General features: G+C 64.0%; 16 protein-coding genes. 12 read left to right on the top strand and 4 right to left on the bottom strand.

Annotated elements, in window-relative coordinates:
• Positions 1 to 12 precede the first annotated feature (12 nt).
• Together ABQE44_RS08520 and ABQE44_RS08515 are read left to right on the top strand one after the other, a co-directional pair.
• The gene (locus tag ABQE44_RS08520) at positions 13 to 693 is read left to right on the top strand and encodes an amino acid ABC transporter permease (RefSeq protein WP_448391062.1); all 681 of its coding nucleotides are present in this window, start codon (positions 13 to 15) and stop codon (positions 691 to 693) included.
• A 124-nt stretch (positions 694 to 817) separates the two neighbouring features.
• Positions 818 to 1,696 (top strand): amino acid ABC transporter permease, encoded by an 879-nt coding sequence (locus ABQE44_RS08515; protein WP_448391061.1) that lies wholly within the window; start codon positions 818 to 820, stop codon positions 1,694 to 1,696.
• 36 nt (positions 1,697 to 1,732) lie between these two features.
• Here ABQE44_RS08515 and ABQE44_RS08510 read toward each other — a convergent pair whose 3' ends face one another.
• From ABQE44_RS08510 to recA, 4 genes are all read right to left on the bottom strand, one after another.
• The gene (locus ABQE44_RS08510; RefSeq protein WP_448429145.1) at positions 1,733 to 2,554 is read right to left on the bottom strand and encodes a TIGR03560 family F420-dependent LLM class oxidoreductase; all 822 of its coding nucleotides are present in this window, start codon (positions 2,552 to 2,554) and stop codon (positions 1,733 to 1,735) included.
• 74 nt (positions 2,555 to 2,628) lie between these two features.
• On the bottom strand, positions 2,629 to 3,723 hold the full coding sequence (locus tag ABQE44_RS08505) for a transporter substrate-binding domain-containing protein (RefSeq protein WP_448391059.1): 1,095 nt from the start codon (positions 3,721 to 3,723) through the stop codon (positions 2,629 to 2,631).
• Positions 3,724 to 3,909: 186 nt separating this feature from the next.
• Positions 3,910 to 4,431 carry a recombination regulator RecX gene (gene recX / locus ABQE44_RS08500; protein ID WP_448391058.1) on the bottom strand — a complete coding sequence of 174 codons (522 nt, stop codon included), beginning with the start codon at positions 4,429 to 4,431 and terminating at the stop codon, positions 3,910 to 3,912.
• Positions 4,400 to 6,544, bottom strand: a complete 2,145-nt coding sequence (gene recA, locus ABQE44_RS08495; protein WP_448429144.1) for an intein-containing recombinase RecA — start codon at positions 6,542 to 6,544, stop codon at positions 4,400 to 4,402. The genes recX and recA overlap by 32 nt, the downstream gene beginning before the upstream one ends.
• Before the next feature lie 259 nt (positions 6,545 to 6,803).
• On the opposite strand from recA, the gene ABQE44_RS08490 reads away from it, so the two are divergent.
• From ABQE44_RS08490 to ABQE44_RS08445, 10 genes are all read left to right on the top strand, one after another.
• On the top strand, positions 6,804 to 7,133 hold the full coding sequence (locus tag ABQE44_RS08490) for a hydrogenase maturation nickel metallochaperone HypA/HybF (protein ID WP_448391056.1): 330 nt from the start codon (positions 6,804 to 6,806) through the stop codon (positions 7,131 to 7,133).
• Positions 7,134 to 7,135: 2 nt separating this feature from the next.
• Entirely contained in the window at positions 7,136 to 7,942 is an 807-nt protein-coding gene (hypB, locus tag ABQE44_RS08485) for a hydrogenase nickel incorporation protein HypB (RefSeq protein WP_448429142.1), read from the top strand.
• Positions 7,943 to 8,052: 110 nt separating this feature from the next.
• Positions 8,053 to 9,108 carry an NADH-quinone oxidoreductase subunit B family protein gene (locus ABQE44_RS08480; RefSeq protein WP_448429140.1) on the top strand — a complete coding sequence of 352 codons (1,056 nt, stop codon included), beginning with the start codon at positions 8,053 to 8,055 and terminating at the stop codon, positions 9,106 to 9,108.
• Positions 9,109 to 9,196: 88 nt separating this feature from the next.
• The gene (locus ABQE44_RS08475) at positions 9,197 to 10,993 is read left to right on the top strand and encodes a nickel-dependent hydrogenase large subunit (RefSeq protein WP_448429138.1); all 1,797 of its coding nucleotides are present in this window, start codon (positions 9,197 to 9,199) and stop codon (positions 10,991 to 10,993) included.
• Between the two features lie 3 nt (positions 10,994 to 10,996).
• On the top strand, positions 10,997 to 11,884 hold the full coding sequence (locus ABQE44_RS08470) for a NifU family protein (RefSeq protein WP_448429136.1): 888 nt from the start codon (positions 10,997 to 10,999) through the stop codon (positions 11,882 to 11,884).
• Entirely contained in the window at positions 11,885 to 12,529 is a 645-nt protein-coding gene (locus ABQE44_RS08465; RefSeq protein ID WP_448429134.1) for a DUF5947 family protein, read from the top strand.
• A complete protein-coding gene (locus tag ABQE44_RS08460) occupies positions 12,526 to 13,170 on the top strand; it encodes a DUF6084 family protein (RefSeq protein ID WP_448391049.1) in 645 nt (214 codons plus the stop codon). Before ABQE44_RS08465 ends, ABQE44_RS08460 begins: the two co-directional genes overlap by 4 nt.
• Positions 13,167 to 14,486 carry a hypothetical protein gene (locus ABQE44_RS08455; RefSeq protein WP_448391048.1) on the top strand — a complete coding sequence of 440 codons (1,320 nt, stop codon included), beginning with the start codon at positions 13,167 to 13,169 and terminating at the stop codon, positions 14,484 to 14,486. Before ABQE44_RS08460 ends, ABQE44_RS08455 begins: the two co-directional genes overlap by 4 nt.
• Complete coding sequence (locus tag ABQE44_RS08450) at positions 14,477 to 14,596, top strand: DUF6893 family small protein (RefSeq protein WP_448429132.1); 120 nt, start codon at positions 14,477 to 14,479, stop codon at positions 14,594 to 14,596. The genes ABQE44_RS08455 and ABQE44_RS08450 overlap by 10 nt, the downstream gene beginning before the upstream one ends.
• Before the next feature lie 4 nt (positions 14,597 to 14,600).
• The gene (locus ABQE44_RS08445; RefSeq protein ID WP_448391046.1) at positions 14,601 to 15,095 is read left to right on the top strand and encodes a hydrogenase maturation protease; all 495 of its coding nucleotides are present in this window, start codon (positions 14,601 to 14,603) and stop codon (positions 15,093 to 15,095) included.
• The last annotated feature ends 2 nt before the right edge of the window (positions 15,096 to 15,097 follow it).

Below are 15,097 nucleotides of genomic sequence, written 5' to 3'. Positions count from 1 at the left end.
CGACCGCCGCACGTGGAGATCTTCACCAGATACCAGGCCCAGATCTTCGAGGCGTTCTGGACCACGATCCAGCTGACGATCTACTCCGCCGTCGGGGCGCTGGTGCTCGGCACGGTGTTGGCCGCGATGCGGCTGGCGCCGGTGCCGGTGCTCAAATGGTTGGGTGCGGCCTATGTCAACGTGGTGCGCAACACCCCGCTGACGCTGATCATCCTGTTCTGTTCGTTCGGGATAGCCCAGACGTTGGGCATCACCCTGGTGGATCCCCAATCGCTCACGTCGATCGAAGACAGTAACTTTCGGCTGGCGGTGCTCGGATTGACCGTCTACACCGCCTCTTTCGTCTGCGAGACGTTGCGTTCGGGCGTCAACACCGTGCCGCTCGGCCAGGCCGAGGCGGCCCGGTCGCTTGGGCTGTCATTCGGCCAGAACCTGCGGATCATCCTGCTGCCACAGGCGTTTCGGGCCGTGATCATCCCGTTGGGTTCGGTGCTGATCGCGTTGACCAAGAACACCACCATCGCTTCGGCGATCGGTGTGGCCGAAGCGGCGCTGTTGATGAAGGAGATGATCGAGAACGAGGCCGCGCTGCTGGTGATCGGCAGCATTTTCGCCGCAGGGTTCGTCATCTTGACGTTGCCGCTGGGGCTGTTGTTCGGGTGGCTTGGTAAGCGAATGGCGGTGGCGCGGTGATGAGCGCTTGCGCGAAGAACAGAAGGCCCCGATGAGCGCTTGCGCGAAGAACAGAAGGCCCCGATGAGCGCTTGCGCGAAGAACAGAAGGCCCCGATGAGCGCTTGCGCGAAGAACGGGGCACTATGAGCGGATCGGTGCTGTTCGACGCCCCCGGCCCGCGGGCGCGGATACGCAACCACATCATCACGGTGATCACCGTCGTGATCGCGCTGTTGGCGCTGTGGGTGGTGTATTCGCAGTTGCAGGCCAAGGGTCAGCTGACCGCGGAGAAGTGGGAGCCGTTCCTGACGGCGAATCTGTGGACCACCTACATCATGCCCGGCGTCGAAGGCACGCTGACCGCTGCCGGCGTCTCGATCGTGCTTGCGCTGGCCCTTGGCCTAGTGCTCGGTGTGGGCCGGTTGTCACGGGTACTCCCGGTGCGGTGGCTGTGCTCGGTGGTCGTGGAGTTCTTCCGTGCAGTGCCGGTGCTGATCATGATGATCTTCGCGTACTTCCTGTATGCGCTCTACGGCGTGTTCCCTGGCGAATACCTGGCACTGGCCGGTGTGATCACCGGTCTGACGCTGTACAACGCCGCGGTGATCGCCGAAATCGTGCGGGCCGGTGTCGCGGCGTTGCCGCGCGGGCAGACGGAAGCCGCGTGGGCGCTGGGGCTGAGCTGGGGTCAGACGATGCGCTCGGTGTTGTTGCCCCAGGCGATCACGTCGATGCTGCCGGTGTTGATCTCGCAGTTGGTGGTGGTGCTCAAGGACTCCTCGATCGGGTTCGTGATCACCTTCGTCGAGTTGGTGCGCCAGGGCACCCAGGTCGGCGCGGCGTACGGCAACTACATCCCCGCGTTGATGGTCGTCGCGGTGATCATGATCACCGTCAACTTCACGCTGTCGTGGTTCGCGACGTGGGTGGAGGCCCGGATGCGGCGCTCGCGGCGCGGGCCGGTGCCCATGGAGGCCGAGGCCGTCGAGGAGGAAGGCGCGCCCGGCGCGAAGATCGGTTAGCCCGAACGGTTTCCAGCGCGCGGCGCCGAAGCGCGGCTACAGCAACTCGGCGCAGCGGCGCAACAACGCATCGCCCGGCGGCTGATAGAACGACAGCACCACATGCTCGCAGCCGGCGTCGACGTACTCGGCGATGCTGTCCAGTTGAGCGTCGACCTGATCGGGACGGGCCGGGTGCAAGAACAACTGCACGCCTCGACGGATCGACGACGGGTCACGGTCCAGCTCGGCGCAGGCGGCGTCGAGATGGCCGCTGGCCGTACGCCACTCCTGCAATGAGGTCGACGGCATGTTCCATTCGTCGGCGTGGCGTGCGGCCACGCGCAGCATCTTCGGCTGCGCGGCGCCCACGATGATGGGCGGACCGGGGCGCTGCACCGGCTTCGGTTCGCACAATGCGTCGGTGAGCGTGTAGAACCGCCCCGCGAAGGTGACCGACTCCTCGGTCCAGAGCCGCCGGATGACGGTGAGCGCTTCGTCGAGCATCGCCACCCGCGCGCCCGGGGACGGAAAGTCAATTCCGTAGCCGCGGTGTTCGCCCTCATGCCAACCTGCACCGAGACCGAAATCCATTCGCCCGCCAGCGATGTGGTCGACCGTCGCCGCCATCTTGGCCAGCACCGCGGGGTGGCGGTACGTGACGCCGCTGACCAGACAGCCCACCCGGGCGCGCCGGACCACCACCGCCATCGCCGCCAGCGTGGTCCAGCCTTCCAGCGTGGGGTCGGCATGGTCGACCAGACCGTAGAAGTGGTCGTAGTTCCACACTGCCGGGAATCCGAGGTCATCTGCGGCACGCCAGAACTGCTCGAGCGTGGCGTAGTCGAACGTCGGCGCGAGCTTTACCGATACGTGCATGGCCGCAACCTTAATGCTGTTGCCGCAGGCGGACCTGGCACGACGGTCGCATAGCGAGGAGCGAGCCCATGTGTTCAGTTGAGATCTTCGGCGCTGGTGGCTGCGTCGTCGCCGAACCACTTTTCCCTGATGAGGTTGTAGGTGCCGTTTTCGCGCAGGCGATAGAGCGCTTGGTTCACTGGCTTGCGAAGCGGACTGTGGATATCGAGCACAAAACCCTGGTCTTCTTCTTGGAACACCGGTCCCGCCGTGACCGCTACTCCCTCGCCCCGGTGGGCGACGTAGTAGCGCAGGACGGGCGCATCGAAGACCACCGCCTCGTATCCCTCTTCGCGCAACAGATGGTATGAATCGTCGATCGTTTTCGTCTCAGTGGCATCAATTCCCATGCCGCGAAGGAAGTTGGCTGCGGTGGTGCCCTCGACGGTGGCCACCGACTTGCCGTAGAGATCCGCCGGTCCGTTGATCTTGGCGTCGAGTTTGGCCACGGTCAAAGTGGCGCTCAGGTTCGCTGAGTAAAACGCGATGAACACGATACCGGCAAATCCCCACAGAATGGCCAAGGATTTCGTCAGCGCTTTGGTTGCGGAGGTGCTGTTTCTACCGACCAGTGATCCGATGCCCCATCCGAAAGATTGAATGATGCCGGGGAAATAGGATCGCGCTACAACCGGCTTGGCGCTGCGCCGCTCTATGAGCCAAAAGATATGAGCCGGAATGACGCTGACTACCACGGCGGCGGCCAACCAGATCAGCATGGTTCGCGAGAACAACAAATCAAGATAGCCACCCAAGCCGGGTACGGAGGGGCGGGTGTTGTGCACGGGCACGATGATCTGCAACCCGGAACCGAGCGTCGGTTGGGTGAAGTCGAATGCCTGCTCGCGCTCGGCCGTCAACGAGATGCCGCCGATCGCCAGGTCGGCACGTCCTTCGGCGACGGCGGCCAGCTGTCCCCGCACGTCGCCAGTATCGAGGTACTCGGTAGACCAGCCCAAGTCTTTGGTGATCTCGTTCCACAGGTCGACGCTGAAACCTGTCAGCTCGCCGCTACTGGTTGGCATGACGAACGGCTCGAGCGGGTGAATCGCGACGGTGACCGACTGTTCCTCAGGTTGCGGTTCAGGTTGTGCTGAAGCGTGTGGGACGACGTTGGGCGCGATGCCCAACAGGGAGACGCAAATGAAGACCGCCGTCAGCGCGCACCACCGCAAACCCATTCCTCACCGACCCCATTTCGTTTCGTGGCTGTTTGGCACCATACCTACAGCCCGGAGACCCGTCGGCGGCAGTCGAGATTGACTATCTACCGATCGATGGGGCGCAAGGATGTACAGCGAGACGAATAGAGCTGGCTAGACCCGGCGTCGTTCGTGTTCGGCGGCCAGCTCCGCGTTGACGACGTCAAGGGCCATGGTCTGGTGATAGCCGCGCCGCGCCAGCATGCCGACGAGCCTGCGCGCCACCTTGATGTCATCGCCGTCGGCGAGCCTTTCCCGGCGCAGCTTGGCCCGCACCAATTCCTCGGCCCGCGTCCGTTCCGCTCCGGCGTCGATGTCGGCCAACGCGGCGGTAATCACCTCGTTGTCCACACCCTTGTTGCGCAGTTCGGCGGCCAACGCGCGCTTGCCTTTTCCGGCGTTGCGCTGCCGCGACCGGACCCACTGGTCGGCGAAGTCGGCGTCGTCGACAAGACCGACGTCGGCGAGCCGGTCCAGCACCCGGTCACTGACATCCTCGGGATAACCCCGCTTGGTCAGCTGTTCCGCCAGCTCGGCGCGGGTGCGGGCCCGCACGGTGAGCAGGCGCAGACATACGTTGTGCGCCTGCTCCTCGCGGGAGGCCTCAGAAGTCGACGGGGGCGGGCAGGACGTCATCGTTCAAGTCATCGGTCATCACGGCACCAATGCCCAGTTTTTCCTTGATCTTCTTCTCGATCTCGTTGGCCACGTCGACGTTCTCCAGCAGGAAGTTGCGGGCGTTCTCCTTGCCCTGGCCCAGCTGCTCGCCCTCGTAGGTGAACCAGGAGCCGGACTTGCGGATGAAGCCCTGTTCCACACCCATGTCGATGAGCGAACCTTCGCGGCTGATGCCCTTGCCGTAAAGGATGTCGAACTCGGCTTGTTTGAAGGGGCTAGCCACTTTGTTCTTGACGACCTTGACACGAGTGCGGTTGCCCACCGCATCGGTACCGTCCTTGAGGGTCTCGATCCTCCTGACATCCAACCGAACTGAGGCGTAGAACTTCAAAGCCTTTCCGCCCGTTGTCGTTTCAGGAGAATTGTGCACCATCACACCGTCAACGAAGTAGTTGTGGTTGCCCTCAACCTCAATATCGAAGCGGTTCATCGACCGCGTGTGCGGCTTGACGTGAACGTCGAGGACCCGCGCGGGCACTAGCCGCTGGGTCGGCTCAACGAACTGCGGTGTCACCGTGCTCTGTCCGCGGAATCGCGGCAGCAGTTTGTACTCCATCGATGGTGCCATGTACGGCGCCACCAATTCCTGGAACTTCGCCGTTGCGTCGGTTGAGAACACCAGCACCGACTGGCCGGTCGTACCAACCTGGCGCAGCCGCACGTTCAGACCGTGAGTATCGCGGAGATAGTCTCGCACTCGAATCCGAGCGCCTTCGCTCATCGCCTGCACACAGATCTCGATTCGGCCGCTGCCGCCGGCCGTGCGCTGCTGCAGCCCCTTGGAGCGCAATGAGAAGGAGCCGTCGTCCATGTACCAAATGGCCAACGCCAGCGGGGTGAGCGCCTTGAGATACTCCTCCGACAGGAACTTCTTGCCGTCACCGAGGTACACCGCACGCTGCAGCTCCGCCAATTCGGGGAGGGGCGTGAAGTCCACGAACCGCGCACCCGCCTCGCTTGTACGCGTCGAGTGCTTGATGTTGCCCAGCAGTGCGGTTTTCCACTCCAGGTAGTCGACCTGTTTGGCGCCGTGACCGAGCCGGAACCGGACACCGTTGCGATCCCGGAGGTTAGGCGACAGGTTCCCATCACCCATCAGCGAGCCGAGCACCACTTGAAACTGCTGCTCGCTGAGTAGATGCGGCTCACTGGCCATCACTCGATCACCGGCGATGAGATCACCGGCCTCGGTCCACCCCGAGGGCGTGCGAATCATATGGTTGGGAGTAGCGGCGAACTGTGACTTGCCGCTACCGCACGACTTCTCCACCGTGAATTGCAGAAATTGCTCGGCCGGGCCGTTGTTGAACCAGTTGACCACCTTGCGGGGAACGATCTGGTCAGTATTCGGGTCGTAGGACAGCACCTCGACGTCCATCTTCTGGTTGACTATCTTGCCGATCTTCTCGGTGGTGCCGTCAGCAAGCGTCACCCGAGTGGTGTAATTCATGCACCCAAACATCACGCCGATTTTTTCGCGTAGCTGGTTGATGAAGATCGCCGTGGTACCCGAATTATTCATAGCGCCAGTGATTTTCCGCAGCGCCTGGCTCATCAGACGAGCCTGCAGACCGACGTGGCTATCGCCCATCTCGCCCTCGATCTCGGCACGCGGCACCAACGCGGCCACCGAGTCAATGACCAGGATGTCCAGCGCGCCCGATCGGATCAGCATGTCGGCGATTTCCAGCGCCTGCTCACCGGTGTCGGGCTGAGATACCAGCAGCGAATCGGTATCCACGCCGAGTTTCTTGGCGTACTCCGGGTCCAGCGCATGCTCGGCGTCGATGAAGGCCGCGATGCCGCCGGCCGCCTGGGCATTGGCCACGGCGTGCAGCGCGACCGTGGTCTTACCCGAGGATTCCGGACCGTAGATCTCAATGACCCGGCCACGCGGTAGTCCGCCGATGCCGAGCGCCACGTCCAGGGCGATCGACCCGGTGGGAATGACGGAGATCGGCTGACGCACCTCGTCGCCGAGGCGCATCACCGAGCCTTTGCCGTGGTTCTTCTCGATCTGGGCCAGCGCGAGTTCGAGGGCTTTTTCGCGGTCAGGGGCCTGCGGTGCCATGGTGGTCTCCATCCTGGTCGGTGTTCGATGATCGGTTTCGATCAGTTGGCCATGACGTTAGAGGCGGCCACCGACAAGTCGGCCTGACCAGCATCTAGCCGTCGAACACAGCCCACGATAGACGAACACCTGTTCGACTCAAGCGTGACACGCCGTGCGCGTTGACTCCGTGCCGCAAGAGGGGCCCCCGTGGTCAACGACTCGCCCCGGGCGGTACCCGCGGCCTATCGTGGGGTCATCCCGGCCGGACGGGGCCCGCATGCACGAAATGGCGATAACACAGAGTGTCGTCGACGCGGTGTGTGAACACGCCGCGGGTCGCCGAGTGCACAGCGTCCGGTTGGAAGTCGGCGCGCTGTGTGCGGTGGTACCCGACTCGATGCAGTTCTGCTTCGAACTGGCCACCGAGGGCACCGTCGCCGACGGCGCCCGACTGGACCTCGACGTCGCACCTGGCTCGGCGCGCTGTCGCGCGTGCGGTGAGAACTTCGTGCTGCCCGACTTGATCCTGCTGTGCCCTTGCGGCAGTGCGGATGTCGAGGTGGTCGCGGGCCGTGACCTGAAGATCCTGTCGATGGAAGTGAGCTGAGCATGTGCGCAACATGTGGCTGCGGCGATGACGGTCCGACCATCACCTTGGCAGGTCACCCCCACCCGCACGAGCACCCCCATCAGCACGACCACGACCACGACGGTCACGTTCACACCGAGACGGTCTCCCTGGCGGAGAAGGTGCTCGCGAAGAACGACCTGCTGGCCGAGGACAACCGCAACTGGATGGCCGAACGCAACATCCTTGCGCTCAACCTGACCAGCTCGCCGGGCGCGGGCAAGACGACGCTACTCGAGCGCACCATCCGAGATCTCAGCCGCGATCGCCCGGTGGCCGTCATCGAAGGTGACCAAGAGACACTGCTCGACGCCGAGCGCATCAGAGCGGCAGGGGCGCGCGCCGTTCAGGTGAACACCGGCGCCGGCTGTCACCTCGATGCCGCGATGGTGCGCCGGGCTCTGCATACCCTCGACCCCGAGCCCGAGTCGATCCTCTTCATCGAAAACGTCGGCAACCTCGTTTGCCCGGCACTGTTCGATCTGGGTGAGCACAGCAAAGTCGTCGTCATCTCCGTGACCGAAGGCACCGACAAGCCGCTGAAGTATCCGCACATGTTCGCCGCGGCCGGACTCGTGGTGATCAACAAGATCGATCTGATGCCGTACGTCGACTTTGATCTTGAAAATTGTTGCGCCTACGTGCGATCCGTGAACCGGGGCGCGGAAATATTGCCGATTTCGGCTACGACCGGTGATGGTAGCGCACGGTGGTACGAATGGATCGATAATCGCGCAAACTCCGCGAAGTCCCGCCGACCCGTTGACAAGACATATCCCCGGGAGTAGACCCAGAATCAGCGGTCAAGAAGCGGGCGCTACGTCCCGGTGACGTAGGGAGCCACAGCCTGGCTCCCGGTCGTGAGGGCCCCAGCCCGGCCCCCAGGAAGCTGTGACACATGCCAATCGAGGCAGCAGTCAAAGCCGAAGAGGCATTAATTCATATCCTGTGGATCAATGCCGGTTTGAGTTGTGACGGCGATTCCGTGGCGCTGACTGCCGCCACACAACCGACCATCGAGGAGATCGCTCTCGGCGCCCTCCCCGGTCTACCCAGAGTCGCCGTTCACTGGCCCCTGATCGATTTCGAGTGCGGACCGAACGGGGGCGCCGACGATTTTCTCGAGTGGTTCTTCAAGGCCGACAGAGGTGAGTTGGAACCGTTCGTCCTCGTCGTCGAAGGATCGATCCCGAACGAGAAAATCAAGAACGAAGGTTATTGGTGCGGGTTCGGCAACGACCCGGCGACCGGACAGCCGATGACGACAAGCGAATGGCTGGACCGGCTCGCCCCGAAAGCGACGGCGATCGTGGCGGCGGGAACCTGCGCCACCTACGGAGGCATCCATGCGATGGCGGGTAACCCGACCGGAGCCATGGGCGTACCCGACTATCTCGGGTGGGACTGGAAGAGCAAGGCCGACATCCCGATCGTCTGTGTACCGGGTTGCCCGATTCATCCGGACAATTTCGCCGAGACACTCACGTATCTCCTCTACATGGCCACCGACCAGGCGCCGATGATCCCACTGGATGATGCGCTTCGGCCCAAGTGGCTGTTCGGGGCCACCGTGCACGAGGGGTGCGACCGCGGCGGCTACTACGAACAGGGTGATTTCGCGACCGAGTACGGCTCGCCGAAATGCATTGTCAAACTCGGCTGTTGGGGACCGGTCGTCAAGTGCAACGTGCCCAAGCGGGGCTGGATCAACGGTGTCGGCGGCTGTCCAAACGTCGGCGGCATTTGCATCGCCTGCACAATGCCCGGCTTCCCGGACAAGTTCATGCCCTTCATGGACGAACCGCCGGGCGGCAAGGTGTCCACAGCGGCATCGGGCCTGTACGGCTCCGTGATCAAGAACCTGCGCCAAATCACCGGCCGCACGGTCGACAAGGAACCGAAGTGGCGGCATCCGGGCACGAAACTCACGACCGGGGCAACCCGCACCTGGTAGATGCGGGGCATGCCGGGTAACCGGCGTGCCCCTTATTCGCGTCGAAAAGCACAGCGGGTCAGCTCATTAGACGAAAGAGAAGAGTTCGATGACAACGATCACCCCCGAACCGTCACACGTGAAGCGCGATCCCGGCCAACTCGTGGAGATGGCGTGGGATCCCATCACCCGAATCGTGGGCAGCCTCGGCATCTATACCAAGATCGATTTTGACAACAGGGAAGTCGTCGAGTGCCACAGCACTTCGTCGATCTTTCGCGGCTATTCGATCTTCATGAAGGGCAAGGACCCTCGTGATGCGCATTTCATCACGAGCCGCATCTGCGGGATCTGCGGCGACAACCACGCCACATGCTCGTGCTACGCGCAAAACATGGCCTACGGTGTCCAGCCACCGCATCTCGGCGAATGGCTGATCAATTTGGGCGAAGCCGCGGAATACATGTTCGACCACAACATCTTCCAAGAAAATCTGGTCGGCGTGGACTACTGCGAGAAGATGGTCGCCGAGACCAACCCGAGCGTGCTGGCCAAAGCCGAGAACACCCAAGCGCCGCACGCCGACATGCACGGGTACCGCACGATCGCCGACATCATGCGGACGCTCAACCCGTTCACCGGCGAGTTCTATCGCGAAGCGTTGCAGGTGAGCCGAACGACACGGGAAATGTTCTGCCTCATGGAGGGCCGGCATGTCCATCCGTCAACCCTGTATCCCGGCGGGATCGGCACGACCGCAACGGTTCAGCTGATGACCGACTACATGACCCGGCTGATGCGTTACGTGGAATTCATGAAGAAGGTCGTGCCAATGCACGACGACCTCTTCGACTTCTTCTACGAGGCATTGCCAGGTTACGACCAGGTGGGACTGCGACGCACCTTACTTGGCTGCTGGGGCTCGTTCCAGGATCCCGAGGTCTGCAACTTCGCCTACCGGGATATGGAGGCCTGGGGCCGCAAGATGTTCGTCACCCCCGGCGTCGTGGTCGATGGGAAGCTCGTGACGACGTCGCTGGTCGACATCAACCTCGGCATCCGGATCCTGTTGGGCAGTTCGTATTACGACGACTGGACCGATCAGGAGATGTTCGTCAAGAACGACCCGCTGGGAAACCCGGTGGACCGACGCCACCCATGGAATCAGCACACCAACCCCAAGCCACAGAAGCGAGATTTCGAGGACAAGTACACCTGGGTGATGTCGCCCCGCTGGTTTGACGGCACGGATCACCTGGCACTCGATACTGGCGGAGGTCCATTGGCCAGGCTGTGGGCGACGGCACTGGCCGGCTTCGTCGACATCGGCTATGTGAAATCGACGGGTAACAGCGTCCAGATCAACCTGCCGAAGACCGCACTGAAGGGCCCGGTCGAACTCGAGTGGAAAGTGCCCCAATACGGCAGCAACACCATTGAGCGCAACCGTGCCAGAACCTACTTCCAGGCCTATGCGGCCGCGTGCGCACTGCATTTCGCCGAAAAGGCGTTGGTGGAGATCCGCGCCGGGCGAACCAAGACATGGGAGAAGTTCGAGGTCCCCGAGGAAGGCATCGGCTGCGGATTCACCGAAGCGGTGCGCGGCGTGCTGAGCCATCACATGGTTATTCGGGACGGGAAGATCGCCAACTACCACCCGTATCCGCCCACCCCGTGGAACGCCAGCCCACGCGACACCTACGGCACGCCGGGACCGTATGAGGATGCGGTGCAGGGCCAGCCCATCTTCGAGGAGAACGACAGGGAGCACTTCAAGGGCATCGACATCATGCGCACGGTCCGCAGTTTCGACCCGTGTCTGCCGTGCGGCGTGCACATGTATCTGGGCGGAGGGAAGAGCCTGGACCTGCTGCACTCCCCCACCCAGTCCGTCACCGGGGAATAGGATATGGCCCCGCCGACACTGCCAGGCCCAGACGAAATCCAGGACGACACGCAGTGGCGCACGGCGGGCGATCGTATCCAGAACTTGCTCGATGCATCGTCTTCGGGTGGTGCGGCTGCGCGAGCACGCGCCGAGCAGTTGGTCCGTGAGGTGACCGACCTCTACGGGGCCGCGCTCGAACGGATGATGGACGTGGTGATGGCCGCACAGCCCGAGCTCGCTGGCCGGTTGGCAGCCGACGACCTCGTCGCCAGCCTCTTGCTGGTGCACGGACTACACCCGCACGACGTCGAGCGCCGCGTGGGCCAAGCCTTGGACAGCGTGCGGCCCTACCTCGGATCGCACGGCGGCGACGTGGCTTTGGTCGGCGTCGATGACGGGGTGGTCCGGCTGCGGTTTCAAGGCAGCTGCAAGAGTTGTCCCTCCTCCGCGGTCACGCTGGAGTTGGCTGTTGAGGATGCCGTGCGGGCGGCGGCGCCGGAGATCGCCTCGATCGAAGTCATTGCCGCCGAGGACGACTCCGACCGGCATGTCATTCCCGCCGAAACGTTGCTGGCCCGTCTGCACCAACCGACTGCATGGCAGCCGGTTCCCGAACTGGCCGAGTTGTCCGACGGGGAAGTCGGTGGGTTCCGGGTAATGGGTGCGACCGCACTGGTCTGCCGGCTGGGTGACACCTTTTACGCGTACCTGGACCGATGTCCAAGTTGCACAGACACGTTGGCGGGTGCGCAACTGTTCGGCACCCTGCTGAAGTGCGCGGGATGTGGCGCCGGCTTCGACGTCGTCCGCGCCGGCGCCGGTGTCGGCGGAGACGGTCACCTTGAGCCGATTCCCGTGCTGGTGCGCGACGGCGTGCTGGCGATGGCCATCCCGCAAGAGGTGGCGTAGATGGACAGCATCGGCAACGTCACAGATGTACTGGCTCGCATCCGCGCCAGCCGAGCTACGCCACAGCCGGCGGGCGAGCGGTGTGAGATGTGCGCGGAGGCCATCGCCGACGAACACCAGCATGTGGTGAACCTGGAAGGTCGCCAACTCATGTGTGTCTGTCGCGGCTGCTATCTGCTGTTCACCGATTCCGATGCCGACCTGCGTTACCGGGCTGTTCCCGACCGCTACCTTGCATTCGGCGATTTCGCGCTCGACCGCCGGGGGTGGGATGCCTTGCAGGTTCCCGTCGGGCTGGCATTCTTCTTCCACAACTCGGCGCTCGACCGCACGGTCGCGTTCTACCCCGGGCCGGCAGGCGCCACCGAATCCGAGCTCGATCTGCAGGCGTGGGATGACATTCGGATCACCGATCCTCGGGTGGACACACTCGTCGCCGACACCGAGGCGCTTCTCGTCCGGGTGCCCGACGACGAAAGCAGCCCGCCACTGGCATATCTGGTACCGATCGACGCCTGCTATGAGTTCGTCGGCCGGCTGCGCATAATGTGGCGAGGCTTCGACGGCGGTCAAGACGTCCGCGCCTACATCGAGCAGTACTTCGATTTGCTCGACGCCCGGAGCAAAATGGTGGACCCGGCATGAATGACGTCACGTTCGCCGTCCTCGACGTCGCACCGGAACGCTACGCAGTAACACCGATCCTCATGGCGCGCATCGGCATCGCCTCGGGGTCCGAGGAACCGGTACATGCCATTGCACTGAAATGCCAGGTGCGCATCGAGCCGTCGCGTAGAGCGTATACCGACGATGAGGCCGCCGGGCTGACCGATCTGTTCGGACCGCGGGAGCGTTGGGCCGCCACCCAGCATTCCTTCCTGTGGCAGCACGCCGTCGCGATGGTGCCGGGATTCACCGGCACCACCCAGATACAGATGCCGCTCGAGTGCACGTATGACTTCGAGGTGGCGGCCGCCAAGTACCTACACGCGCTGCGCGAGGGCGCCATCCCGCTGCAGTTCCTGTTCAGTGGCACTGTTTTCGCCGCCGGCGCTCGCGGTTTCACCGTCCAGCAGGTGCCCTGGGACCGCGACGAACGCTACGACATGCCGGCGACCGTGTGGCGGAACCTGATCCGGCAGCACTTTCCGAACACCGACTGGCTACGCCTCGACCGCGACACCATCGACGCACTGATCGCGTACCGTAACGCGCGGGGCCTGCTCGGGTTCGACGACGCGATCATGTCGCTGCTGACAGTGCCCGCCACCGGGGAGCTCCCATGACGGTCGACTGGGATCACGCCCGCGCCGTCGCCGAGGCGGTGCTCTACGAGGGCTACCTGCTCTACCCGTATCGGGCCAATTCGCGAAAGAACCAGTCGCGCTGGCAGTTCGGCGTGCTCGGACCAACAGGTGCCGCCGACGCCGGCATCGGCGAGGACAGTTCGCTGTCCGCCCAGGTGCTGTTGCATCCGCACGGCGTCCCGTGGATCTCGGGGGCGGTCCGCTTCCTGCAACTGCAACACCGCGGCACCGAACGCGCTCTCGGTGACGGCCGTTTCGCGCCGGTCGAGGAACTCGTCGCTGGCACGCAGACGTGGCTGCGCTGGGACGAGGCCGTCGAGCGCGAGATCACCGTCGAACGCTTCCCGGTCCCCAGCCTGCCCCGCACGATCGACATAGCGGTACCCGCAGGACGTGAGGTGGAATCCGTCGACGGCGGCAGGCTGGTCCGCACCCGACAGCAGCTGCACGGTCTGCTCTCGATATCCGCAGAACCCTACGGCGACCTGCTGGGGCTCACTTTCGAGGTGCGCAACACCGCATCTCCCGCCGCCGACAAGAACCAGGCGATCGCTACCTCGCTGATCGGCACGCACCTGCTCATCGAAGTCACCGACGGCGAGTTCGTATCGCTGCTGGATCCACCGGATGCGGCCGCCGACGCGGTGGCGCGGCTGCGCCAGCACCGGTGCTTCCCTGTCCTTGCCGGTCCCCCGGGCAGCGGCGAACTCGTGCTCGCGTCGCCGATCATCCTCTACGACCACCCGCAGATCGCCGAACAGAGCACGGGGGCGCTCTACGACTCCACCGAGATCGACGAGATCCTCACGCTTCGGGTCATGACGATGACCGACGAGGAAAAGGCACAGGCCCGCGCCACCGATCCCCTGGCCGCCCAGCTCATCGACCGCTGCGATTCGATGTCCCCCGAGGCGATGCTCAACCTGCATGGCGTGCTGCGCAATCCGCATGCCGACTTGGTTCCCGAGGTGCCCGCGGGTGTCGACTGGTGGGACCCGACCGCAGACACCGCGGTGCGCCCGGAAACTGATGCGGTGCTGGTGAACGGCGTAGCAGTGGCGCGGGGTAGCCGGGTGCGGCTGCGCCCGTCACGTCGGGCAGATGCCCAGGATCTCTTCTATGCCAACCGGATCGCGCACGTCACCTCGGTGCATGAAGACGTCGACGGCGATCACCACATCGGCGTGGTGCTCGAGGACGACCCGGCTGCCGACATGCACGACTGGTACGGCAGGTACCTGTACTTCGCCCCCGATGAAGTCGAACCGCTGGAAGGGAGTTCGAAATGGAAGTAGTGGGTTGGGTCGCCGTCGGTATTGCCGCCGCCGTCGTGCTCGCCGCGGCGGTGCTCGGCCTGAGGTCGGTCCCGGATGCGAAGCGTTACCTCAAGATGCGCCGGATGTAGCCAGGTGCCGACACCCCTGGGGATTCTGGTTGCCGGGATCGGCAACATCTTCCTCGGCGACGACGGGTTCGGCTCCGAGGTGATCCGCCGCCTTCCCGAGAGCCTCGCCGCGCCGCGGGTCCGGATCGTGGACTACGGGATCCGCGGCGTGCACCTGGCCTATGACCTACTGGACGGATGCCAGGCGCTGGTGCTCGTCGACGCCATCCCGAACCAGGGCGCGCCGGGGACGTTGCACGTCTTGAAGGCCGACCACGAAACCGTTACCGCCGCTACGGGTCTGGACGGGCACGCGATGGATCCGCAAGCGGTATTCGCCAGCCTGACCGCGCTTGGCGGCACCCCGCCCGAGACCGTGGTGATCGGCTGCGAGGCCGCCAATGTCGACGAGGGCATCGGCCTGTCCGCAATGGTGGAGGCAGCCGTTCCTGGTGCGGTACAGGCCGTCGTCGACGCCGTCGCCGAGCTCTCCGCGCGCTGCGTCGTGAGGGGAGGCTGAAC

It is taken from the genome of Mycolicibacterium sp. XJ2546, assembly GCF_053483195.1.
This window is presented reverse-complemented; position numbering and strand designations above follow the sequence as displayed.